The 23,978-nt window shown below is 62.2% G+C and carries 20 protein-coding genes; 6 read left to right on the forward strand and 14 right to left on the reverse strand.

Going from position 1 to position 23,978, the window contains the following annotated elements; genetic code table 11:
* Nucleotides 1-30: 30 nt before the first annotated feature.
* The 4 genes from EH165_RS14520 to EH165_RS14535 form a co-directional block, all read right to left on the reverse strand.
* Nucleotides 31-1,035 carry a LacI family DNA-binding transcriptional regulator gene (locus tag EH165_RS14520; RefSeq protein ID WP_124800078.1) on the reverse strand — a complete coding sequence of 335 codons (1,005 nt, stop codon included), beginning with the start codon at nt 1,033-1,035 and terminating at the stop codon, nt 31-33.
* 58 nt (nt 1,036-1,093) lie between these two features.
* The gene (locus EH165_RS14525) at nt 1,094-1,984 is read right to left on the reverse strand and encodes a carbohydrate ABC transporter permease (RefSeq protein ID WP_239020612.1); all 891 of its coding nucleotides are present in this window, start codon (nt 1,982-1,984) and stop codon (nt 1,094-1,096) included.
* A gap of 35 nt (nt 1,985-2,019) precedes the next feature.
* Complete coding sequence (locus tag EH165_RS14530; RefSeq protein ID WP_239020613.1) at nt 2,020-3,090, reverse strand: carbohydrate ABC transporter permease; 1,071 nt, start codon at nt 3,088-3,090, stop codon at nt 2,020-2,022.
* 92 nt (nt 3,091-3,182) lie between these two features.
* On the reverse strand, nt 3,183-4,517 hold the full coding sequence (locus tag EH165_RS14535) for an ABC transporter substrate-binding protein (protein ID WP_422392161.1): 1,335 nt from the start codon (nt 4,515-4,517) through the stop codon (nt 3,183-3,185).
* Nucleotides 4,518-4,966: 449 nt separating this feature from the next.
* On the opposite strand from EH165_RS14535, the gene pdxY reads away from it, so the two are divergent.
* Nucleotides 4,967-5,854 (forward strand): pyridoxal kinase PdxY, encoded by an 888-nt coding sequence (pdxY, locus tag EH165_RS14540; RefSeq protein ID WP_124800080.1) that lies wholly within the window; start codon nt 4,967-4,969, stop codon nt 5,852-5,854.
* Nucleotides 5,855-5,916: 62 nt separating this feature from the next.
* Nucleotides 5,917-7,500 (forward strand): hypothetical protein, encoded by a 1,584-nt coding sequence (locus EH165_RS14545; protein ID WP_124800081.1) that lies wholly within the window; start codon nt 5,917-5,919, stop codon nt 7,498-7,500.
* Nucleotides 7,501-7,502: 2 nt separating this feature from the next.
* On the opposite strand, the gene EH165_RS14550 is transcribed toward EH165_RS14545, so the two are convergent.
* A complete protein-coding gene (locus EH165_RS14550; protein ID WP_124800082.1) occupies nt 7,503-8,123 on the reverse strand; it encodes an SIMPL domain-containing protein in 621 nt (206 codons plus the stop codon).
* Nucleotides 8,120-9,055 carry a LysR family transcriptional regulator gene (locus EH165_RS14555; protein WP_124800083.1) on the reverse strand — a complete coding sequence of 312 codons (936 nt, stop codon included), beginning with the start codon at nt 9,053-9,055 and terminating at the stop codon, nt 8,120-8,122. Before EH165_RS14555 ends, EH165_RS14550 begins: the two co-directional genes overlap by 4 nt.
* 69 nt (nt 9,056-9,124) lie before the next feature.
* Here EH165_RS14555 and EH165_RS14560 point away from each other — a divergent pair, with 69 nt between their 5' ends.
* Together EH165_RS14560 and EH165_RS14565 are read left to right on the forward strand one after the other, a co-directional pair.
* Complete coding sequence (locus EH165_RS14560) at nt 9,125-10,060, forward strand: EamA family transporter (protein ID WP_124800084.1); 936 nt, start codon at nt 9,125-9,127, stop codon at nt 10,058-10,060.
* Nucleotides 10,061-10,290: 230 nt separating this feature from the next.
* Entirely contained in the window at nt 10,291-11,211 is a 921-nt protein-coding gene (locus EH165_RS14565; RefSeq protein WP_164479261.1) for a universal stress protein, read from the forward strand.
* 44 nt (nt 11,212-11,255) lie between these two features.
* Here EH165_RS14565 and EH165_RS14570 read toward each other — a convergent pair whose 3' ends face one another.
* Complete coding sequence (locus EH165_RS14570; protein ID WP_124800086.1) at nt 11,256-13,589, reverse strand: helicase-associated domain-containing protein; 2,334 nt, start codon at nt 13,587-13,589, stop codon at nt 11,256-11,258.
* Between the two features lie 128 nt (nt 13,590-13,717).
* On the opposite strand from EH165_RS14570, the gene EH165_RS14575 reads away from it, so the two are divergent.
* The gene (locus EH165_RS14575; RefSeq protein WP_124800087.1) at nt 13,718-15,070 is read left to right on the forward strand and encodes a DUF2254 domain-containing protein; all 1,353 of its coding nucleotides are present in this window, start codon (nt 13,718-13,720) and stop codon (nt 15,068-15,070) included.
* 49 nt (nt 15,071-15,119) lie between these two features.
* On the opposite strand, the gene dnaB is transcribed toward EH165_RS14575, so the two are convergent.
* From dnaB to EH165_RS15900, 7 genes are all read right to left on the reverse strand, one after another.
* Entirely contained in the window at nt 15,120-16,517 is a 1,398-nt protein-coding gene (gene dnaB, locus EH165_RS14580; RefSeq protein ID WP_124800088.1) for a replicative DNA helicase, read from the reverse strand.
* A 578-nt stretch (nt 16,518-17,095) separates the two neighbouring features.
* Nucleotides 17,096-17,590: a hypothetical protein gene (locus EH165_RS14585; RefSeq protein WP_239020614.1), complete on the reverse strand. Its 495-nt coding sequence runs from the start codon at nt 17,588-17,590 to the stop codon at nt 17,096-17,098.
* A 128-nt stretch (nt 17,591-17,718) separates the two neighbouring features.
* The gene (locus EH165_RS14590) at nt 17,719-17,988 is read right to left on the reverse strand and encodes a hypothetical protein (RefSeq protein WP_124800089.1); all 270 of its coding nucleotides are present in this window, start codon (nt 17,986-17,988) and stop codon (nt 17,719-17,721) included.
* A gap of 42 nt (nt 17,989-18,030) precedes the next feature.
* Nucleotides 18,031-20,424 (reverse strand): FtsX-like permease family protein, encoded by a 2,394-nt coding sequence (locus tag EH165_RS14595; protein WP_124800090.1) that lies wholly within the window; start codon nt 20,422-20,424, stop codon nt 18,031-18,033.
* Complete coding sequence (locus EH165_RS14600; RefSeq protein WP_124800091.1) at nt 20,421-21,116, reverse strand: ABC transporter ATP-binding protein; 696 nt, start codon at nt 21,114-21,116, stop codon at nt 20,421-20,423. Before EH165_RS14600 ends, EH165_RS14595 begins: the two co-directional genes overlap by 4 nt.
* The gene (locus EH165_RS14605; RefSeq protein WP_124800092.1) at nt 21,113-21,637 is read right to left on the reverse strand and encodes a PadR family transcriptional regulator; all 525 of its coding nucleotides are present in this window, start codon (nt 21,635-21,637) and stop codon (nt 21,113-21,115) included. Before EH165_RS14605 ends, EH165_RS14600 begins: the two co-directional genes overlap by 4 nt.
* A 96-nt stretch (nt 21,638-21,733) precedes the next feature.
* Complete coding sequence (locus tag EH165_RS15900) at nt 21,734-22,198, reverse strand: hypothetical protein (RefSeq protein WP_206425993.1); 465 nt, start codon at nt 22,196-22,198, stop codon at nt 21,734-21,736.
* A 493-nt stretch (nt 22,199-22,691) separates the two neighbouring features.
* On the opposite strand from EH165_RS15900, the gene EH165_RS14615 reads away from it, so the two are divergent.
* A complete protein-coding gene (locus EH165_RS14615) occupies nt 22,692-23,975 on the forward strand; it encodes a multidrug effflux MFS transporter (RefSeq protein ID WP_124800093.1) in 1,284 nt (427 codons plus the stop codon).
* The last annotated feature ends 3 nt before the right edge of the window (nt 23,976-23,978 follow it).

Consider the following 23,978-nt stretch of genomic DNA (forward strand, 5'->3'; position numbering starts at 1 on the left):
CCACTGCCACTGCCACTGGCAGAGGCTGCTTTAGCTGGGCGGCGCGGTGGTGGCGCGGTCAATAAGAACTGTTGCTACCTGGATAGTTTCGGGCTCACGCGACGGGCCGCACTTCATCAGTTTCAGAAGAAGCTCGGCTGCCAGTTCACCTTGGTGGCGCACCGGTTGCGCGACAGTGGTGAGGCCGAAAAGGTAGGAAAGGTCATGGTCGTCGACTCCGACCACGGACAGCTCGCCAGGTACCGACACCCCCATGGCCCGCGCCATGTGCAGGATGCCCATGGCGATTTCGTCGGATGCCGCCACGATCGCCGTGGGGTGCTCAGCCTCCTGCCACAGCTGCACGAACGCGCTCTCCCCACCGAACACGCTGAACTCCGCGGGCAGAATCCAGTTCGCGCGGGGTTCAATACCCGCCGCTCTCAAAGCCTTCTCGTAGCCCGCCTGACGATCGGGAGCCACGGGGAAGCCGAACATGTCGTAGGGGTCCCCGCCAAAGAACGCTATTCGGCGGTGGCCCAGGGTCAGCAAGTGCTGCGTGGCCATAATTCCCACCCGGACGTCATCGACGCTCACGGAAGAAAAACCGGGAGCTGCCGGCCCCACCGTGACGAGTGCTGAGCGAGAGGCTTGCAACGCTTCGGCTTCGGAGTGAGAGAGGTTGACGGACAACGCCAGCACCCCGTCCACACGCTTAGAAAGCACCCGCGCGTCGATGGTCCGCGGCCTGCTCGTCGACGTACCAGCGGCATAGAGCACTAAGTCGTAGCCGTGGTGCGCCACCACCTCCTGAGCACCTTCCACCACTGCATTGAAAAACCACCGAGAGATCCACGGCACCAACACGCCGATGGCCTTGGTCTTGCCGGTGGGAAGGCTGGACGCCGAGGGCGACGCGACGTATCCCAATTGATCTGCTGCGAGCCGGATGCGCTCGCGGGTGTTGTCCGAGACGCCTGGAAGACCCCGCAGTGCCCTGGAAACTGTGGCCGGCGACACGCCGACATGGGCTGCTAGATCAACGATTCCACTCATCCGGCGCGGCCCTTACTGAGCCGCGCCGGATGAGCCGAATCGAAAGCTGTCACTACGGTCAGCCCTTGACTCCGCCGGCGAGCAAGCCGCGGACGAAGTAACGCTGCAGGGCAAGGAACACGATCAACGGCACAGCCATGGAGACGAATGCTCCGGCGGCAGGCAGCTGCCAGTTCGCGCCCTGCGTTCCCGAAAGCTCGGCAAGCCGCGCAGTCAACGGGGCAAGGTTCGCGCTCGGGGCGAACACGATCGCCACGAGCAGGTCGTTCCACACCCACAGGAACTGGAAGATGCCGAACGACGCGATTGCTGGCACCAACAACGGCAGCAGAACCCGGAAGAAGATCTTCACGTGTCCCGCACCGTCGACGCGAGCGGCTTCGATGATTTCCCGCGGGATCTCCTTCATGAAGTTGTGCAGAAGGAAGATCGCCAGCGGCAGACCAAAGATGGTGTGGGACAGCCACACCGGCCAGAAGGATGCCGCGAGTCCCCAAGCAACATACTGGCTTTGCAGCGGAATCAAGGTGACCTGGATCGGCACCACCTGCAAGGCGAAGATTGCCACGAAGAGGAAGTTGCGGCCCTTGAACGGAATCCACGCAAATGCATAGGCCGCAAGCAGCGCCAGCGCAATCGGGATGATCACGGCGGGAATAGTGATGACAAACGAATTCAAGAAGAACGAGCCGAGACTGCTCGCCCCTCCGGTGAGGACCTTGTCGTAGTTATCCAGGCTGAAGCTTGGATTGGTGAAGATCGTCCACCAACCGGTCGCCGTGGGACCGGAAATGTCCGCGGGCTTGCGGAACGAAGTGATAAAAAGGCCCAACGTTGGAAGGGTCCACAAGATCGCCAAAATGATGGCAACGGCCGAGGCCCACGGCGAAGAGAGCTTGGTCTTCGCGTCCGAGGCACGCTCGGACGCCTTGAGTGCCCTCCGCGTCATGTTTGATTCTTCTGGCAAAACCGGCGCTATCTGCGTCATCGCATACCCTCCGAAATCCGCATCTGCCGAACGTTGTAAACAATGATCGGGATAACGATGATGAACAGCAGCACCGCGAGGGCTGCAGCGATAGCAGGCTGGCCACGGGTGAACTGTTGGGTGTAGAACTCGTTCGCCACCACAGACATTTCCTCGTTCGACCTGGACATGGTCCGCACGATATCGAACGATTTAAGGCTGGTCATGGCGATGGTCGTAATGACCACCACCAGGGTTGGCCTAATACTGGGAATGGTGATGCTGCGGAAAAGTCTCATGCCCGACGCACCGTCAATTTTCGCGGCTTCGATCACGTCATCCGGGATTCCCTTAATGGCTGCCGACAGCAGTGTCATGGCAAAGCCCGCTTGGATCCAGATCATGACGACGATCAGCGCAAAGGTGTTCCACGGCCAGTACCGCAGGAAGTCGACGGGGTTGAGCCCCAGCCAGACCAAGACCTGGTTCGCCAGGCCGATCTGGTTATCCACCACGCTGGGGTCTTTGAAGTCGTAGACAAAACCCCAAATGATGGACGCACCGACCATAGAGATAGCCATCGGCGTAAAGATCAGCACCTTGGCGAATTTCTCAAAACGGCTCCGGTCGATGATTACGGCGTACACAAGCCCGATCGCCGTGGCAATGAGCGGAACGAGGATGACCCACATCGCGGTGTTGAGCAACACTTTTTGCAGCGCGCCGTCGGAGAAAATCTTTCCGTAGTTACCGAAACCGTAGAAGTAATCTTCCTTAGTCACCTGCCCGGTACTGGGGTTGATGATCTTTTTCCCGTTGTCGCCGAGTGCGTCTCTCGTAGCCGTGAAGGAAACCCACAGCGTGCGCAGAGCTGGGTAGAACAACCCGCCGCCGATGACCAGCACCACGGGCCCTAAAAATCCGCCGACCACGAGCCAGTTGGGGATTTTCGGTCGATCGACTGCAACGATGATGGCACCAACGATGAGGGCAAACAGCAGGATCGCCACCACCATCACCGAGATTTTTTCTACTGCAGTGGTTGGTCTTAAAAACCAATCCCAAAATGAAGAGCTGAAATCAAACACGCCCACACCACCTTCCGCGCTTTGAGAAGTGTGAAAGATGAGCCCCGCCGCTGAGGGTTTCAGCAGCGGGGCTCACCGTCATCCGAGCAAGATCAGCTCGCGGGCCAAGAGGCTTCGATCGTGTCGAGGACCGACTGGCTGGACGCGTTATCGCGGACCCAGGTCGTCATGCCCTTGAAGAACGAGTCCGAACCGACCGCGGAGGGCATCAGGTCAGAGGCGTCGAAGCGGAAGACCGTCTTCGGGTCTTGCAGGATCTTTGCCGAAAGCGCATCGATCGGGGTGGTCAGGTTGGCAACGTCCAGGCCCTTGTTGGCCGAGACCCAGCCGCCGCCGGGAGTGGCTTTGGCCTTCTCGTTAGCCCACGTGTCGGAAGACAGGTAGGTCTGGAACGCCTGGACCTCGGGGCGGTCGCTGAAAGCGGCAACGAACTCGCCGCCACCCTCAACAGGCTTGCCGAAGTCTTCGCTGATTGCGGGCAGGTAGAAGGCGAAGACGTCGCCGTCTTCGGCAATCTTGGTGCCTGCCGGGAAGTTGGCAGCGTAGAACGATGCCTGACGGTGCAGGAAGCAGGTACCGGTCGCGACTCCGAGTCCACCGTCTTGGAACTTGGTGGCGGCAATCGAGGCAACGTCGCCGATTCCGGCATTCATGTAGGCAGGGTTACGGACGATTTCGCCGACCTTCTCCAGCGCGGCAACAACCTTGGGGTCGTTGAACGGGATTTTGTGGCTGATCCACTGGTCGTAGACGTCAGGTCCGTTGACCCGGAGCATATAGTCCTCAAGCCAGTCGGTCAGCGTCCAGCCGGTGGCTACACCGGACTCGATACCGGCACACCACGGCTTCTTGCCGTCGGCAACGATCTTGTCCGACAGTGCGATCAGCTCTTTGTACGTGGTCGGGACCGTGTAGCCCTTTTCCTTGAAGACCTTCGGGGAGTACCAGACGAACGACTTGACGTTCGCGCCGAGAGGGGCAGCGAAGAAGATATCGTTGACGGTGCCGTAGCTCTTCCAGTCCTTACCGAACCACTTGTCGACGTTGTCGGCGACAGACTTTGGTGCCGGCTTCACGGCGCCGGTCTCTTCCACCAGCGTCTTCAGCAAACCTGGCTGCGGAATGAAGGCAATATCCGGCGGGTTTGCGGAAGAAACGCGCACCTTGAGCTGGGTCTCGAATTCCTTGGAACCTTCGTAGTTCACCTTCACGCCGGTGCACGCTTCGAAGGCTTTGTACGAGTCGATTTGCGGCTTGTCTTCAGGCGCCACGATGGAGGTGTAGACGCTGACGGACTTGCCGCTGATGTCCGCGAACTGCGACTTGAGAGTGTCGCACCACGCGGCATCCGTTGCCGCGGGGGCTCCGGACGAGCCGGCTGCGGAGCCGTCCGTCATCGCCTCTGAGGTCATTGCCTCTGATGTCATCGCTTCGGAGCTGCCAGCCGATGTTGCAGCCGCAGCCGTACTCGATGCGGCAGGGGTGGCTGCCGTGTCTGAACTGCCGCACGCGGACAGCAGCAACGCTGTTGCCGCCGAACCTGCGATCAGTGCTTTTCTTACTGAAGTCATGGCCATTCGGGCCGACCTCGCTTCCTTTTTTAGGACCGGCGCGTGAGAGATTTCACACTGCCAACACCCAATAGAAAACGTTTGCGTAGCTGTTTGGCAACCCCTAGCCGGTAATTAGCGGTAACAATTGCGTAACCCAGCCCGTGGGTTCGCGCCGCGGGGAGGCCCTACCGTAGGGATCACGTTCCCGTACTGGCAGCTGGGAGTATGTTTCGTCCGAATTTTGTGTGCACCTGGCACGGCTGCGCCGCTTCGGGACCGCCGACCCGCACCGCGACCATTTCGGCTCTCTAAGATCACGGATTGTGAAGATACTTTCGATCCAGTCGTCCGTGGCGTACGGATACGTCGGGAACAGCGCTGCAACATTCCCCTTGCAACGGTTGGGCCACGAGGTATGGCCCGTGCTGACGGTGCATTTCTCCAACCACACGGGCTACGGCGAGTGGCGTGGCATCGTGATCGATCCGGCCGTAGTCGCTGACGTCATCGAAGGCATCAACGATCGCGGCGTGTTGGGTCAAGCAGATGCCATCCTCACCGGCTACCAAGGTTCTCCCGGCGTCGCCGAGGTGGTCTTGGCCACCGTGGCCCGCATCAAGGCCCTCAATCCGCGGGCTGTGTACTGCTGCGACCCGGTCCTCGGGGACGTGGGCCGGGGCTTCTTCGTGGCGCCCGGAATCCCCGAACTCATGCGCGAACTCGTCGTGCCCCACGCCGACATCGTCACCCCCAACGCGTTCGAACTCGCCTACCTCGCCGGTCTACCAAGTACCACCGACGACGCCTATGTCCCGGCTCCGTTCCGTGACGCCGCCTCCGTACTCGCGGCAATCGACGCTGTCCGCGCGGCAGGCCCCACGACGGTGCTCGTCACATCCGTCACCCATGACGAACTCGGCGCGAACGAGATCGCAATGATCGCCTGCGACCCCACCGGGGCGTACGAAGTGCGAACCCCGGAGCTTCCGCTATCCGTGAACGGCGCCGGCGACGTCACGTCGGCTCTGTTTCTTGCTCACCTTGCGGCGGCCGGGATCGAGAGCGCCCTCGCCCGTGTGGCGTCATCGGTGTTCGCCATTTTGTCGCTGACCCTCGCGGCTGGGTCCCGGGAGATAAAGCTGATTCAAGCCGCTGACCAGATCGCTGAACCCGCGTGCGAGTTCACCGTGACGCGGCTTCGTGAGGCATAAAACCTCAGAATCGCTGTAGGCAGACGCGGGCTAGGCCGAACGGGTTACTCTTCGGTGAAAGCATGTCGATGGGATACGACGGGGGCCAGATGCGGACTGAGCGCAGTTCTGTTCAGGCACGACAGCGGCTAATCGCGCTGATCTGTCTGCTGCTCACCGTCTCCGGGTGTACCGCCGTCATCTCCGGCCGGGGCAGCGGCGACACATCCGTAGCTGCGGCGCTGGCTGCCGATCTTGCAGCGGTTAGTTCCTCGGCCCGCTCGTCAGCAAGCTTGGCTTCCAGCTCGGCCGCAAGTTCTTCGTCCAGCTCGGCAGCAAGCGCGGCGGCAGAAAGCTCCGCTGCCAGCGTGGCGGCTTCACTGGCCAGTGAAGCCGCAAGACCCAAGGTTCGCCCAAGTAGCGTTGACACCAGCGCGCTTTTCGAATCCATCACGAATGCACTGCTGGTTGGCAATCGTGAAGCATTCCTTCTGCACTTCACCTCAGAAGCGCTGGTACCGGCCACATTCTGGTGGGACAATATGGCTGCCATCGGGATGGACGGAGGCGCGGCGAGCACGTATTACTCAGACGCGGCGATGATCGATGTGGGCGCAAATGACGTTGGTACGGTGCGACAAGTGTTTATGGGCGCGCACTTTCCCGGCGACGGAGCTGACGAGTTCAATAACCTGCGTGTGTCCACGACCGCCTACAGCTGGGATGTGGCTGCCAGCTTCGATCCAACGTTTGAGGTCACTTCGTTAATCGTCACCGCGTGGACCTCGCTGAGCAACGCTCCATGGGACTGCAACTGCGCGTTACATGTCGCCAGAGGGGTATCCGGTGTCGTGGCCTCCCTGCCCGACGATGCAGCATTCGCCGACGAGATCCTCAATTATCAAGATCAAGGATATGAGTGGCTCAATAATTTTATGACGTTGAGCGCGCCCGAGATCGGCGTGCCCGCAGAGGTTGTCACGTTTGCTACTGCGAATGCCGACCGCCTCTACAACTGGTTTCGGCCACTTTCTGACGGCACCGCAGAGGTTCCCGTCGACCGTAGCTTTGTAGCGGCGGTGCAGGCGACATACAGCTACTACGGCTTCAACCCGAACCTGGCATGGGCTGTCCCCAACACCGCGCCGAGAATGGTGGTGGGCAGTGACGTTCTCGACTTCGCCGATCCCGTTGACGTCCTCGTTCACGAGCTCGTGCACTACTCACTGGGCAAGTTCCGCAACGAGGAGTACTGGCCCTACACAGAGCCGTATTTGGCCGAGGGCGTGGCCGAGATGATCGAGCAGGTCTATGGTTTCACGACTCCCGCCGACGCCGTGGCGGGCGCCTGGGTCGTCGGCCAACCTCGGCAGGCCACCTCGATCTCGGCAAGCCTTCTCGCAGAGCTTTTTGACGGCTCCCTCCCCACCAGCGACGAAATGCGCAGTGGCAGCAATAGTGTCGTCAATTTTTGGTACGACATTGCCGGCTCCCTCTATAACTATTTAGCCCTCACTTACGGAATGCCCGCGGCGTTGAGAGCATCGGTGTGCGCCTACAAAGAGGGCACAGTCCTCGGTTGCGTCACCGACGATGCCGGAGTTCGCCTCTCCGAAGCCGACCTCACAGCGTCGTGGGCTCAATGGGTGCGCGCCACCTACGGCTGACCTCAGTCGATCTCGTAGACCACTTCCACTTTCGCGTCGACTTCACCCTCGCCCGGAGCAACAGGCATGTCTGCCAAGCTTGCTGCCCGCATCATCGTTATCGGTCCGCCTCCTGCTGATCCAGGGATCTCGGACACCGAAATAGCCTGTCCCAACTGGCGTCCCACGAGCTGGGCATAGTGTTCGGCTTTATTCTTTGCGTCAGCTATAGCCAGAGCCCGAGCTTGCTGCTGCGCCTGCGCCGGGTCCGCGGCGGAGAAGACGAGGCCGTTAAACCGCACTCCCTCCACCCCGGCGGTTGCCACACTGCTGAGCAGGCGGCTGAGCCCGGAGAGCCCTTGTAGCACAGCGAGAAGGCCTTGACCGCAGGAGAATCCGAGCATCCGCTCCTGGCCGTCTTGCCAGCTCAATTTTGGCGCCAGATGCATGTTCGTGGTGCGGACACTGCGGGAATCAACGCCACCGTCGGCGAGCAAAGCCAGCACTGTTGTGGCAGACCCCGCCGCCGCCTCGAAGGCTTGGCTGGCCTCGGAGCGAACGATCTCAATAGCGAGATCTACCGCGACCTGATCCGCCGCAATTTTGACGCGGCCCTGTCCGGTAACCGTCACGCTGGGGTTCATGAGTTCTCCGCTGGATCTGGATGTGCTGGCGATGTGTGCTGACTCAGAACAGTTTTCATCATGGCTAACAGCGCGTCCACCGCGGGATGGGTCGGTGGATTCTTTGTCGCAAAGTACACGGGCAGGTCCGGCGCACCGCGAAGCGGCAGATACGTCACCCCCGGGTAGCGATGCAGCTCTCCCGTCGCCGCAGCCGTGACGCCCACCGCTCGGCCGCTAGCGATCGCACTGAGCCAATCGTCAGTATTGGCAACGGTTATCGTTGCTGGCGGAGACTGAGGGGGCCACAGATCGAGCGTGGTGCTCCCCGACGCCGGATTGATGGCAACGGTTTCCCGCGCTAAATCTTCCAATGTCACCGACTCGGCGGCTGCGAGGTAGCTCTCCGAAGGCACCGCCGCGATCCGGCGCTCCATCATCAGCAACTCTCTCGTCAGGTCTCGATAGGTCAGGTCTTGATAGGTCGGGTCTCGATAGGTCAGGTCTTGATAGGTCGGGTCTCCGCGTATCAGGGCGGCATCCACGCTGCCTGCGGCGAGCCCCGCGGTTCGTTCGTCACAACGCAGCAACTCCAGCGGGATGTCCGGGTTGGTGCGGGCCCAGCCGCGCAACAACACCGGCGTCGCGTTACCCAGCGCAGACCACGCATATCCCAGCCGCAGCGGCCAGGTACCCCACCGCTCGGGATCAGTGGCGTCCTCGAACGCGGCAACGGCCGCAGCAGCCCGGGCCTGGAAGCGTTCACCCGCGGGAGTCAGGTGCAGGTGATGGGTGGAGCGGTCCACGAGCGAGAGCCCTACCTGCGCTTCGAGTTGGATCAGGGTGCGGGATACCGCAGGTTGCGTCATATGTAGCGCGGCCGCCGCCGCCGTCACGGTGCCTTCCTGGGCAATAGCGAGGAAAGCGCGCAAGTGACGCAATTCGATGGTCATGTCCTGAGAGCATATCCACTACCGCTGAGGCATTATTCTTTGCGGCGGCGGGGACGTATTTTTGACGACATGACCACGCCCCCCGTTCCTGTCGCAGAAGGCGGACCGGCGGGCGCCGGATCGGCGGGATCCGGGCTCGGCCGTTGGCCCGCCGTCGCAATGGTTCTGGGGAGCGCAACCTCCACCCACCTTGGCGCTGCCATTGCCGTCCTGCTCTTCGCGCGGGCCGGCGCAGGTGGGGTGGTGACGTTGCGCCTGGCAGGCGCCGCCCTCATCATGATGCTGATCTGTCGGCCTCAGGTCCGCGGCTACCGACGCTCGGACTGGGCGGTCGTCATCGGCTTCGGGGTCGCTCTCGCCGGGATGAACACGCTGTTCTACCAAGCCATCGACCGCATCCCGCTAGGCGCAGCCGTCACCATCGAAGTGCTCGGGCCGCTGACGCTCTCCGTGATCGCCAGCAGACGGGCGATCGCGTGGCTCTGGGCGGCCCTGGCACTGGGCGGTGTGATCCTGTTGGGCGGGGCCGGATTTGATGGTCTCAATCTCACCGGCGTGGCCTTCGCTCTCGGGGCCGCCGCCGCGTGGGCGGCGTACATCGTGCTCAGCGGCAGCACCGGGCAACGTTTCCCGAAGGCGGATGGCCTAGCGCTGGCTCTGGTAGTGGCCGCCGTCTTGACCCTGCCGCTGGGTATCACCTCGAGCGGCAGCGCCATGTTCGCGCCAGCAGTGTTGGGCCTGGGCCTTGCGGTCGCAGTGCTGTCGTCGTCGCTGCCCTACACGATCGAACTGCTTGCGCTGCGGGCCCTTCCGGCATCAACCTTCGCGATCCTGGTCAGCCTGGGGCCTGGAATTGCCGCCACCGCTGGCTACTTCATCCTCGATCAACCGATGAACCTGATAGACGGCGCTGCCATCGCGCTGGTAATCGCGGCCAGCATCGGCGCTGTCCTGACAACGCCTGCGAAGCAGGTGTCCGCCGACATTGGGCTGCCGGTGCCGTAGTTCTCTCGCCTCAAGACGTCCAGCGGTGCCTTATGACGCCTAATCCGGCAGTTTTGCCGGTGTACCGTACCGCTCGGCGAAGAAAACGGAGCGAGAGCGGAGGGCGGCAAAAAGCTGGCGTACCCGGCGTCGGCGGGACCTTCGACCCTGGACGTTCCGTCAATGCGAGACGACGCTGGAGGTTGCGGCTCGTTCAGGGCAGCGCTGACCATCTCACCGAGGAGTCCGCTATGACGCTCACACCATCAGCCGCCACCAGGATCAACGTCATCGTCGCCGGGGTCGACGGATCGCCGGAGAGCAATGTCGCGATTCTCTGGGCCGCAGCGCAGGCCGAACGCCGCGGCGCGGAGCTGCGCCTCGTCCACGCCTACACCGAGAGTGCGGCGATGTACGCAGGCCCGGGCCTCATTGCCCCATCCATGACGGAAGCCACCACCGAGTGGGCGATGAATATCCTGGCCTCGGCGAAAGAGCTTGTTGTGGCTGGATACCCCACCCTCGCCGTTACTGCGCACCTGCATCATTACGATGCCAGCTCGTCATTGATCTCCGAAGCTGAGCATGCGCTCATGATGGTCGTCGGCACCAGCCACCGAAGCCGTCTCGCCGAGCTGATGCTTGGGTCTGTCGTAAACCGCGTCATCGGCAACTCCGGGTGCCCCGTCGTCGTAGTGCGCGGAGCTGAGAATCTCCCCGCCGACGGACCCGTCCTCGTTGCACTTGACGGCAGTGTCTGCTCCGATGGGGCGCTCGCGTTTGCGTTTGAAGAAGCGTCATTCCGCGGCAGCGAACTGGTAGCGGTCAGGGTCTGGAACGAGCCTGGCCTCGAGCGTTTTGCAGGGCTTTTTCCGCTTCCCATCGACAGCGCCAGCATCACTGTCGATGAGCAGGTCCGACTCGCAGAACAACTCGCGGGCTGGTCGGCAAAATACTCGGATGTGACGGTCCGGCCGCTAGTTTTTGGTGGGCACCCGGCCGAGACGCTGCTCCGCGAATCGGCGAAGACGTCAGACCGCGCGGCCGCATCGCTGATCGTGACCGGCAGTCGCGGCCGAGGCGGGTTTGCAGGCCTGCTGTTAGGCTCGACCAGCCAGACGCTGGTCACCCACGCAGACTGCCCGGTGGCCGTAGTCGGTTTACAGGAGTAGCCCCCTGGGCCGTGCGATGAGTGCCCGCCGAGACTGGCGGCATTTCAGGGTCGGGGCAGCACCGGCGACACCGATTCGATGTTCCCCACGGTGAACTCTCGGTCGCCGCCACGGAGATAGCAGAACGCCTCGATCCAGCGCCCGTACATCCCTGATGGCCTGATGGCGCGCGAGGTGTAGCTGCCGTTCTTATCCCGATAGTCGATGACGACCTCACTGTGGTTTTCTAATGCGTAGGCCAGCAACTCCAGTTCCGCCTCATTGAGCCCCGACCCTTCATTCACCAGTACCTGGGCCATCGGCGAAATTTCATCAACGCCCAGTCGGCCTAGGAGCGCGGCTGCGAGTGACTCCGGGGTGCTCCGACTGGGGCGATGAGGTGCCTCCCCGATGCCTTTGAACGCAAGGGCAAATGCAGCGATTTCGGCCCGAGAAGCAGCCGCGTCCTGCTCTGCGCGGACGATCACCGCCGCGGTGGCATCGCCGGGCATCGGGAACAGTCCGGCCTTCCGGAGCAGCGCTATCGCCTGAGTCGACTCCACCTGCGCCACAAGGACAGTCGGAGCAATCTTCGCAAGCCCCAACTTGATCAGCGACTTGGTATGCAACATTTCATTGATCAGATTCTCCTCTGCGACGATGCAGCATGCACCCTCGTGCACCTTGATTTGCCCGTGCCTGCGCGCCACATCGTTGATCAAGTACTCCAACGGCTGAGGAATCGCACGGTCGGACAGGGACTCAAGGCCAGCCAGAAGATTCTCGGCGCTCCATCCCGCGTCGAGGGCGGCCCGCACGCTGCTCTGATTGAAGCGCCAGACCTGCGCGGCACCAAGGGTTTCGCTTACCGAGGCCGCCGCGAGCAGCTTCGCCGCAGCAGCGCTGGGCTGCCCCGAAACCACTGCCGTCAGGTCCGACTGCAGGGTGACGGTGCCTGAGTCCACGACCAGGATGACGCAGGCTCTTTCCGCCAAGTCCGCTACTGCGTTGCACTCGAGGAGATGTTCGCCCAGCTCCGTCAGCATGTCAGAAGCGGACAATCCCAACAACTCTGACTCCACGAGGCTGGCAGCTACCTTCACGTCCAACTCTGCGGGGGAGTACGGCTGCCACGGAACCAGCCACCACAGATGGGAGCGCACGGAGTCAAGCGAAAGCCCTCCCTGCGCGTTTTTCAGTAAAGCTCGCCGCAGCTCGCCCGCGGGGCTCGACTGCGGGACCGGCGGCGACACCTCCTGCCCGTCAACAGCATCACGGCTTGTCGGGCAGAAATCTAGCTGCCACCAGGACCTGGCCAGTTGGGCCCACCTTGCGCCGACCTCAGCCTCCCTCCAGCCTAGATAGGTGCCACTGGGGGTGTACCCCTGGTTGGTTGTCGTCAGCAGGCCAGCAGCATTCGCTAGATCGAGGCAGAGCCCTACCTCAGGGGCGGAGATACCCATTCTCGTTGCCAACCGGGCGATCTCGCGCTTTCCAACACCCCCTTTCTTCAACTCCGCCAGCGGCGTAGCGGCGGTGCTATCGAGCAGAGTTGTTACGCGCCTGACGATCTCAGTTGCCGCAGCCGCAGCCGCAGGACGCACCGACTCGGCGTTCGTTGGCGCGGGAGCGAACTGTGGCCTGCCGTGGATTCGAAGGGGTGTCTCTGCCAGCCACAGCGCCAGTGCCACCTCCCTCGGCAGCTCCACCCCGTGGTTCGCTTCAATCAGAAGGCCGCAGTGGATGAGGTCCGCGACGTCGCGAGAATTAGTCCCGAACCTAACGCGGCTATAAAACGCGTCGATCTCCCCCGACCTGATGTTGCGGATACATTGCAGCAGCGGTCCAGGCAATTCTTGGATTTCTGCGGTCATTGCAGAAAGGTCACTCATCCGTGTGACGACGATTTCCACAAGTTCCGCCTTCCGCAGACCCGTCGAATCGCGGAACGCCGAAACGGCAGTGCGAACCGACTCGACCGATGCTGTGACGAGTATTTTGCGGATCGGTCGGCCACCCCCCACGCCTTGTAGCACGCTCAGCGTGAGGATTTCGGGGAGCAGAATGGCGTCCCCCGCTGGCCAACATAGACCCAGTGCTTGCAGGCTGGCACGGACGCGCTCGACCTCCGCGGGTGCGGCATGCAGCAGCGCTGAGATTGTCTCCACGTTCGCCTGCTCTCCCAACAACGCGATCGCTGTCGCGGCGCTCAACATGTCCCCATTTACCGCGCACAGCACCGCGGCCACCGACCCCGGACCACACAGTCGCTGGGCGAGCTGCACAAAATTGCGCGGGGCAGGCTCGACGAGCACGTCTGGTCGACGGGCGAGCAAGTCTTCTAAACGACGACGGGGCAACGACTGCAGGTGCTGGGCGAAACTGTGCTGGTTCGTCATACCTACAATTGTGTCAACTCTTCCTATCCCCCTCGCGCAGACTTGGACAGGGTGCTGTTCACTGACACCATGCTGGCGCCCACCCCGTTCACAGGTTCCTCGCGTCACGGACCTACCGGAGGCGGCTCATGACGGTGCAGAGTCGGTACATCGACATCCGGGATTCGCTTCGGACACAGCTATGGCCGGTGCCGACCGTCGGCATCGTTCTCGCTCTGATTGTCGGCGTGGCACTGCCAGAACTGGACCGGGCAGTCGACGACTCGCTTCCCGCCAGCATCAGTGCCTACCTCTTCGGCGGCGGAGCCTCTGCGGCGCGAACAGTCCTCGACGCGGTTGCGAGTTCCCTCATTACCGTTACTTCCCTTACCTTTTCGCTCACAGTCGTGACGCTGCAACTAGCGAGCGGACAGTTTTCGCCGCGGCTCCTGCGAACCTTCACTCGCGATCGCTTCGTCCACTTCACGCTCGCGCTTTTCCTCGCGACATTCGTGTACGCGTTGACCGTGCTGCGCACCGTGCGCAGCATTGGGGAGGAGCAAGCCCAGTTCGTCCCGCAACTTTCGGTGACGTTGGCGTTCGTCCTCGCGGTCGCCAGTGTCGTCGCGCTCGTGTTGTTCCTCGCTCACCTTGCCCGCGAGATCCGGGTTGAGACGATGCTGCAGGGGGTTCGCAAGGATGCGATCGCCGCCGTCGTACGGCTTCTGGCACCGGGTGAGGGGCCCGATGACGACGAAACGTCCGACATGGCTGCCTCTTTCAAAGATTCCGACCCGATCCTGGCTGACAAGTCCGGCTTCTTGACATCGGTCGACCACGACGGTCTGTGCGCGGCGGCGTCCGAGATCGGAGCAGTGGTGCTCATCGAAAGATGGCCCGGCGCGTTCGTGGTTGCTGGCACACCGATCGGCCGCTCCCGGGGTGTCCCGAAGAATCCAAAAGAGACTGTGGCCGCTTTCGAGGCCGCGTTGAAGAAGTCCCTCACAATCCGCAACGAGCGCAACGACACCCAGGACTTCACGTTCGGCCTTCGGCAGCTCACCGACGTCACCACCAAGGCGCTATCTCCCGGCGTTAACGACCCGACCACGGCGATCCACTCGTTGGGACACATTTCGGCGTTGCTCTGCGAAATCGCTCGCCACGACCTGCGCCCTCAGCGGTGGTACGACGATGACGGTTGCCTGCGCGTCGTTTGCCTTCAGCCGGGCTTCAGTGACATTTTGGACGAGGCGCTCGCGCAGCCGCGGCGCTACGGGGCATCCGATCCGGCGCTGATGGTGCGCCTGTTTGAACTGCTCCGCGAGGTGGGGTGGTCGGTTCGCACTCCCCACCAGAGAGAGGCGGTCACTGGCCAACTCGCGAGGTTGCGGGCTACAGCCGCTGCGCAGGATTTCGACGAGGCGGAACGTGCGCAGTTGGGGCGGTGCGACGTGCAGGTCCAACAGGCACTTCGTGGTCTGTGGGCCGAAAGTTCGTAGGCGGGTCCTCGTACTCCTCTACTACTGCGCGAGATCTACTGCGCGAGATCTACTGCGCTAGGTCTATGAAGCGGCTGTAATGCAGTTGGTGCGCGACGGCGATGGTCATGGTTTGGCCGTTGCGATGCTTGGCGACAATCAGGTCAGCCTCGCCGGCGCGAGGGTCGTCTGCCTCGTGAATATCGGGACGGTGAACCAGAATCACCATGTCGGCGTCCTGCTCCAGCGAACCTGACTCACGAAGGTCAGAAATCAGCGGGCGCTTGTCTGTCCGTTGCTCGGGGCCCCGGTTCAGCTGCGAAATGGCGATCACCGGAACTTCCAGTTCCTTGGCCAACAGCTTCATCTGCCGAGAAAATTCCGAGACTTCCTGCTGACGGGACTCGACCTTCTTCCCCGACGACATCAACTGCAGGTAGTCCAGCACAATGAGCTTGAGGTTGTTGCGCTGCTTAAGCCTGCGGGCCTTCGCGCGGATCTCCATCATCGTCATGTTAGGGGAGTCGTCGATAAACATGGGTGCATCGGAGATCTCGCTCATCCGGCGGACGATCTTCTGCCAGTCGTGCTCCGACATGGTGCCAGCTCGCATCTGCGACAGTTTGATCTGGGCCTCAGCGGACAGCAACCGCATGGTGATCTCGGTTTTGGACATTTCGAGTGAAAAGAACGCGCTGGTCATCCCATGTTTGACGGACGCATTCCTGGCAATATCCAAGGCCAGTGTCGATTTACCCACACCGGGCCTCGCCGCAATAATGATCATCTGGCCTGGGTGGAAGCCGTTGGTCAGTTTGTCGAGATCGGTGAATCCGGTGGGCACTCCTGACGACATTCCGCCGCTGCTTTGGATTGCGTCGATCTCGTCCATAGTCGGCTGCAGGAGCTCCTCAAGGATGACGTAGTCCTCGGTGGTGCGCCGTTCAGTGACCTCATAAATTTCGGCTTGCGCTCGGTCCACGATCTCGTCGACGTCGCCACTGCCGCCCTCTTCGGACCCGCCATAGCCGAGCTGGACGATCTTGGTGCCCGCCTCAACCAAGCGGCGAAGCACTGATTTCTCACTGACGATCTGGGCGTAATAACCGGCGTTCGCCGCGGTCGGCACGGTAGCCGTCAAATGGTGCAGATATACGGCACCGCCAGCGCGAGGCAGCGTCCCGTGGCGCTCCAGCTCGGCGGACACAGTGATGGGATCAGCGGGGTCGCCACGCGAATACAGATCCAGGATCGCTTCATAGACCAGGGTGTGGGCGGGCTTGTAGAAATCGCGACCCGTCAAGATCTCGGCGACGTCCGCGATGGCATCCTTGGAAAGCAACATGCCGCCGAGGACCGACTGCTCCGCCGGCAAATCCTGCGGGGGCTGGCGATCGAACGCCACGGGGGCCGATGCGTTGCCTACGCCAGATTTGCGGGATGAAGACCATTGCTCTTCCGCGCTCATCTCATGCCCTCCCAAGTCACTGTCCGCAACGCTCGCAAGCACGTTGTTGATGCGTCATCTTGTTGTATCGCGCTGCACCGACAGGCACGGGCAGAGCGCCAACAGCTCCGCCTAGCTGCCCGCCGAGGCGACCGTCACGCTACGAAGCCTCACGGTAAGCCGCGGCATCTTCGGGGCCTAATGACCCTGGGGATGGCCTTGTGGACAACCTGGGGATAAGTCTGGCTTTCGCCTAGTGGATATTGCTGGCCGTTTGTGGATACCGTGGGGAAATCTCTCACATGTTTACACATAATCCCAGATCACAGCGCTGACGCGCCGCTGGGAGATTGTGGATAGAAATTGATGACAACCCGGCGGCGTGGCGCGATATGTGACGTCGGCGTGTCGCTTCCAATACCCTTCACGCTCTAAAAAGCAAGATGGCACCCTCATAATTCGTCCCATCGAGGGTAAAGATCCGGGCAAAATTCCCACTGTGGGACAGGAGTTACCTACGCTGCACTGGGCACTGGGCAGGCCACCCGTTGGATACCGCGATGCTCACTATTGGCGAGGGTGGGATGACGCACTCCCGGTCAGTGAGAGCCTTCTGGTTCGCCGGCCGAGCCACCCTGTTCGTCGAACTTCATTTCGGCTTCAAAAATGTGGTTCCTGCCCGCGCTGAGTTGTTCTCGAACTTTGGTGTCCACGGCTTTGAAGACGCTGTAGTACTGATCGTCATAATTCTCGACGATCTGGAAGGTCCACATATCGCGCACCACATCCCGGCCCACCAAGACGTCTTCGATCTCGTCAGCCAATTCGGGATGGCCGGCTTTGCGCAACGCCTCAATCCCGTCCTGCAGATTCAGATCCGCCATGCCGCTCATCCGGTGGAACTGATAGAGCATCCCGCGGGCGTTCTCAATTATTTCGAATGCGGCGGAAATCTTGCCCACCGCTTCCACTTCGGCGTCTGTCGAACGGGCAGGGCGTTCGTGGAAAACAGGTCGGTCGGGGTGCTTTGCCGAGCCGTACAAAGCCCGTAAATCCTGGTCTACAGCGTTGTCTGACTGTGGTTCTTGTGACACCGTTTCTCCTCTTGCGCGTCCCTGATCTTTATCGGGTGCAGCGACTTTAAGGCTTCCGGGTAATCGGCCCTGGATCGATGCAAAACCCTCATACCCGCCCCGCGCAAAAAGCAACCCTGACGAGGCGTCTAACCGTGCCGCCCGCCGTGCCGCCCGCTGGTGAAGACGTCGCGAACGAGCAGCCCGTAAGCCCGATCAATGGGGTCACGGACCCTGTCATTCGCATCGCCGCCGTCATAGATTGTGTCGGTGACTGTCGTGCCATGTGGAGTGGTCACCGTCCACCGCATCGGCTGCGCCACGCCGCTGCGGCTTAACTCGTCCGCGAGAGCCGCGGTGATCAGCTCCGGATTCGCAATGGACGCGCTGAAGCCGCTACTGGTTTCGAGTTGGTACATAGCCCCTCCAAGTGGGTGCGGTATCGCAAAACCGGTACGGCGTCATTCGGTGCGCATCTTCTCGAGCCGGGTCAGCGCAGGAACGGCTGGCAGCGTCGCGGCAGTCACGAGGAGTGATGCCAGCACGGCAGTCACCCCAATCAGCAACGCGATCAACCAATTCGGGGCGAAGGCGGGGGTGATGCTGGAGCCGGACAGCGAGTTGGTCGCCGCCGACGCGTAGAAGGTGAGGAGTGCTCCGACCGCGATGCCCAAGATCGCTCCGGTGACGGCGGGAATCATGGCTCCGGCGAGGATGGATCTGGCGATCAAGCCTCGCGGCGCTCCGGCGGCGACCGCCAATGTGAGCGTCCGGCGCCTCTCCACGAGTTGCTCTACGGCGACGACAAGCAGCCCGAGCAACGCCACCAGCAGGGTAAGACCACCGCCGAGGATGAGGCCGGTTTGCAGCGTGGACGTGAGTTTGATCGTGGGACTATCTGCCGCCCACTCTGAATTCCCTGTGACTTCCGCTCGAGATCCGAAGCCACCGACGACATTGCGGAGTTGGTCGACCGCATCGGCGCCCGTCGCGCGCAGCGTGAAGTACGCGAACGAATTGGCCAAGACGCCATCGAGGTTCGGCCCAATCGCACCCTCGGTGACTATCAGGTACGGCGCGAACGGGTTCATCGCGTCGTCTGGTTGAGCGTCGCGGATCACGTCAGGCAGAGACCACGAACTGCTCGATCGATCCACTGCGGCAGAGGCACTCAACGTGGCGCCGGGGGTGATGGGATCGCTGCCGTAAGCACCCACCCGGAAGACGTCGCCGTCACGACAGTCTGTGATGCCGGAAGTAGCTTCGATCTGCGGGCACGTGGCGACGAATGCCTCAAAACTGCTGCTGTCAGGGTTGGCGCCCAGCCACACGTAGCTGCCAGCGGTGACCGCGGTGACCCCCCCACTTCGCTGGAAAAGCGCTGTGAGGCTGGCCATCTCGGCTTGAGTGGCACCGTGGACTTGAATCTGAAACTGATTCGGGTCGCGGTCTGCATAACGACCAGTGTCGACAACCGTGGAGGTCATCGCGAGCAGTGCCTGAAAAGCTATGGCCGCTGCGACTACCACCGAAATTCCGGCAACTGATCGCGAAGCGGCGCCAATGTTGGACTGTAGTCGGCGGATGGCGAGGTGCCACGCCAGCCCTGCCGAGGGCAGGCGGTTCGCTACGACGGCCAGCAGGAGTGGGAGAAGTACAGGCACCAGCAGCAGTCCGAGCACAACGGTGCCACCGAGAATCGCTAACCCCACCGGACTGAAGCTGACGAGAATGCCCGTCAACTGGATCGCGATCAACGCGAAGACAATCAACGCGAAGACAACGCGCCAGCCAGGACGCGCACTCTTGCCGGACTTCTTGTCGTGCCTGGAAGGCCGAACATTGCTCACCACGCCTGCGGTCGCGATTACGGGCACACCAACGACGATCAAGGCGGCCAGCCACGGCTGCGGGCTGATGTCGGTAGTGAAAAATCCATCCCCAGCCACCCTGATCCACGGGGCCGTCCGGATGACGAAGAACCACGCTGCCCCCAGCAGGACGCCGGCCACCGCCCCGACCAGCGTTTCGCCGGCGAGGACGCGACGCCGCTGCGCGCCGGTGGCACCCATTAATCCTAAGACCGCGGATCTGCGATCGCGTGTGCCCGACCCCAACCGCGACATCAACGATACGAAGATCAGCAGCGGCACCAGTACCACTGCAGCCCCGGTAACCAGCGCAGCCCGCGTGAGGTCGCCATAGACGTCGCCGTTATAGCCATACCTCCAGTCCTGCTTGCCCCAGCCAGAACTGAGCCCGTGGTAGCCGCCATCCTGATCTGCGACCGACGAGGGTGCTATGCCGCGATAGAAGCGAAGGTCGGTCGGCGAGGTCAGGCCCGATTCGTCGATCACGGCCGCCACCGGCTCGGTGAACCTCGGGCGCAGGAGGTAACCGTCGGTCGTCACGAGCAGCTTCAGCAATGCGGGGGAGACAGCCAGCGTTCCCGGCGCCGGGAAATGCGTAAGCCCTGGTGGCGCTGCTGCCCCTGATTCGATCGGCGCAACGTCGGCGCCAGTGACGAGCAGGCCGCGATATGTCTGGGTGTAGGGAAGCGCGACGAAGGTGGGGGCGTCTGCCCTCGCTCCGAGAAGTTCAAAACCCACTGGATTCAGTGAGTCGGCTCGTGCGTCGCGGGTATCCAGCGCACTGCTAAAGGATGCCCCCAAGAGCAGAACCGCAACACACAAACCGATTCCACCCGCGGTGAGGACTAGCCGGAGCCAACCGCCGCGGCCGCCTCGTACAGCCAAGCGCACACCGATGGCAAGATCGGATACGAGATGGCGCAGGCTGCCTCGCTGCGCAGTCGGTGCGTAAGTGAGAGGCTGGGCAGGGGCTTCGGTCGTCATCTGGCGAGCTCCGTCTCGCAGATGCGGCCATCGCGCACGACGATCTCGCGGTCGGAATAAGCCGCAATCGAAGGTTCGTGGGTGATGAGAACGATCGCGGTGCCAGCCTCCCGCGCCGTCCCCGTCAACAGTCGCATGACTCGCTCGCCTTGCAATGAGTCCAGCGCGCCGGTGGGCTCGTCAGCGAATAGGATCTTCGGGTCGACGACCATCGCTCGGGCGATCGCAACCCGCTGGGCCTGCCCACCCGAGACCTCGCCTGGGCGCTTCGCTGCCGTGTCACCGACATCCAACCGGTCGAGCCACTGGGCCGCGATAGCCTCAGCGGTGCGTCGCGGCGATCCCCCCAGTCGCAGCGGCAGCGCAACGTTCTCCAGGCAGGTCAACTCTGGGATGAGTTGGCCGAATTGGAACACGAATCCGAATTGCGACCGGCGCAGGATGGATCGCTCACGCTCTCGCATGGCCGTTAGCTCAGCATCCAGGAATGTGACCGTTCCGCTGTCTGGTGAGATGACGCCCGCCGCGCACTGCAGCAACGTCGACTTACCCGACCCGGAAGGGCCCATCACTGCCACGATCTCACCCTCGTGGACCGTAAGGTGCGCGCCTCGTAGCGCTTGGGAACCTGTCGATGACGCGGTCGCCCCGAACGTTTTCACGAGACCGGTTGCCTGCAGGAGAAGCGTCATCGGGTCACCTGCTGGCCCAGTTCCGCGAGCCGCGCCGCGGTAAGTTCCAACCAACGGAGGTCCGCCTCGAGGTGCAACAACGCGTGGTCACAGATCAACTGGTCAGCGAGATCACCAGACTGCTTGCGTCGGTTGAACTCTCGCATCGCCTTGAGGTGTTCCGCACGTTGTGCATCCAATAGTTCCGCTGCGGATCGAGATGACATCAGCGCCAGCACCACCTTCGTATAGAGAGTGTTTTGCAGATATTCCTTCGGGCTCTCAGGAGTCCGTAACCACGACTGCACGTCCGTCACACCGGCATCGGTGATCGCATACCGCTTGCGCTCCGGGCCCTCCCCCGGCTCGACGCCTTCGACCGTAACCAGGCCGTTCTTCAGCAATCGAGCGAGCGTGGAGTACACCTGCCCGTAGGCCAGTGGCCGTTCGCCGCGAAACACCTCATCGTGTGCGCGCTTGAGGTCGTAGCCGTGCGAGGGGCTGGCTTCGAGAAGCCCGAGGAGTGTGAGGGAGACTGACATGCTGGCGACTATACACACCGTATCTACACTCGCATAGTACTTCGCCCAGATGGTCTCTGCGCGCTGGTTAGGGGGTCCGTTGCGGTGCGTCCCCTGTTACTGGTCTCCGCCTTCGCGAACGACACGTTCGCGGGCCAGCAACTCGTGGGCTGCGTCGTTCTCCAGCACGGTGCCGTCGTCCAACGCGATGCTCAGGCTGGACCGATACGCAGCGCCCTCCCCCGGCCGCACCACTTGCGCCGGCGTCAAAGGAGTTTGGTCCAGCAGCGTCAACCGCGCTGGGTCGATGAGGTAGGGCAGATAGCTAAAGCCGGTGCCGGTCTCGACCAAATCGGCTTCGTCGACGCCGTCAATCGCCCAGACATCGACCGGCCCACCGGTGTTGTTCATCCTGACGAAAAATTCGGCCGTGAAATAGTCGGGCACTACGAAGATGCCGTCCGCTTCTGGCTCGCAGCTGCCAGCGATCCCCGAAGCTAGGGACATGCGCGACCAATCCAGCCCGTGCGCTCGGATCGATGCACGGTTGTTGGCGGAACTCACGTGAAACATGCGGCTCATGCGTACACCCTAGGTCTACCTTGCCCATCCGATGGCGACAGTACGTTCCGATGCGGATCTATCGTTGACGCGCAGCACTCAAATCCCCTGGATGCGACGGCGCCTTTCTCGACTCGGGCGATAGTCCGATGCGGAACGCAGGCAGAGGTCTACGCTCTGCTCGCGGGAAGTGAGCCTGCCGGTCGATGATCACGCCGAGCGGTGCGATATAACGCGCAAATCGCCGTTTCGAGCGTCATAGGGCACCGCTCGGCAGGGGAAGGGCAGGGGAAGGGCGGGGGAGGGGCGGGGGAACGGCGGGGGATCGGCGAAAAAATGCTCAAGGAGCCCCCACAGCACGCAATTCGTGACGAATAGCACCACTAACCCGCCAGAAATCCTATATTCCCGTATTACAATCAGATAACGCTGTATCGCTAGTCCGGGACTCCCAAGGTTGTGTGCTCATCGGCGACTAGAAATTTCGTCTTACCGATCTTGGAAGGTTCTTGCCGTGCCCCCGTACACCGCCGTAGACCAGGCGACGCATGCTCCCACCCCCATCCTTCACCAGCGACCACCCAGAAACAGCCGCTTGGGCGTCACGCTCGTCGGCACCATCGCCTTGATGTCCGCGGTCGGACCGCTCGCCACAGACATGTATCTGCCGGCCTTCCCCACGATGGCGGCCGAGTTGGGTACCGACGCCTCCAGCGTCCAGCTCACGCTGACCACGTTCATGATCGGTTTGGCCCTCGGCCAGCTCGTCTTAGGTAGCTTGTCTGACCGCATCGGCCGAAGGCCCCTGCTGATCAGCGGCGCCGCGCTGCTTGTCGTCAGCTCCGCGTTGTGCGCAGTCGCGCCATCCATCGGATTCCTGATGACGATGCGCTTCATCCAGGGCATCGCTAGCGCGGCGGGCATGGTTTTGGGTCGGGCGGTAGTCGCTGATAAGGCCGAAGGTGTCCGCGCCGCAAGGATTTTCAGCATTCTCGGCGTCATCGGTGCCATCTCTCCCATTGTGGCGCCGATCCTCGGAGCAGTGCTGTTCGCCTCGGTCGGGTGGCGCGGAGTCTTCTGGGCCATCATGGTCGTGGCGATTCTGCTCCTGGCCGCCATCATTTCGTGGGCTGCCGAGTCGTTGCCCACGGAGCATCGTCATCGCGGAGGGGTCCGTGAGTTCGGAACGACGGCCAGGCGTGTCCTCTCGAACCGGGAGTACCTCGGCCACACCATCACCTTATGTTTTGCATTCGGAGCCATTTTTGCCTACGTAGCAGCGTCTCCCTTTGTGCTGCAAAATGTTCTCGGCTTCTCCAGTACCGGCTTCTCCATCGTTTTCGCCGTTAACTCCTGCGGCCTGATGGCGGCGAGCGCCACCAGCGCGGCAATCGTTGGCCGGGTCGCCCCCGCGTCCATCCTGCGGTTCGGTGTGGTTGCCCTTGTCACCTCAACAGTGGCGCTAGCACTGCTCACTACGACTGGGCTGAGCAACTCTTACACCGTGCTGCCGCTGTTGTTCGTCAGCGTCGCCAGCATCGCGCTGATCTTCAGTAATGGCATGGTGCTGGCGATCGGTGCAATCCCCTACGCCTCCGGCACCGCTTCTGCGATCCTCGGTTCCAGCCAGTTCGCACTCGGAGCTGCCGTCTCCCCTCTCGTCGGCTTGGCGGGCGAAAACTCCGCGTTACCCATGGGGCTCACCATGGCCGGCTGCGGCGTCATCGCGTGCTTCGCGCACTTCGTCATCGCCCGGCCAGCTGCCAGGGTTACCGAGAAGGAATTCGTGAGCGTCTAACGT

This window comes from Nakamurella antarctica (assembly GCF_003860405.1).
Lineage (GTDB): Bacteria > Actinomycetota > Actinomycetes > Mycobacteriales > Nakamurellaceae > Nakamurella > Nakamurella antarctica.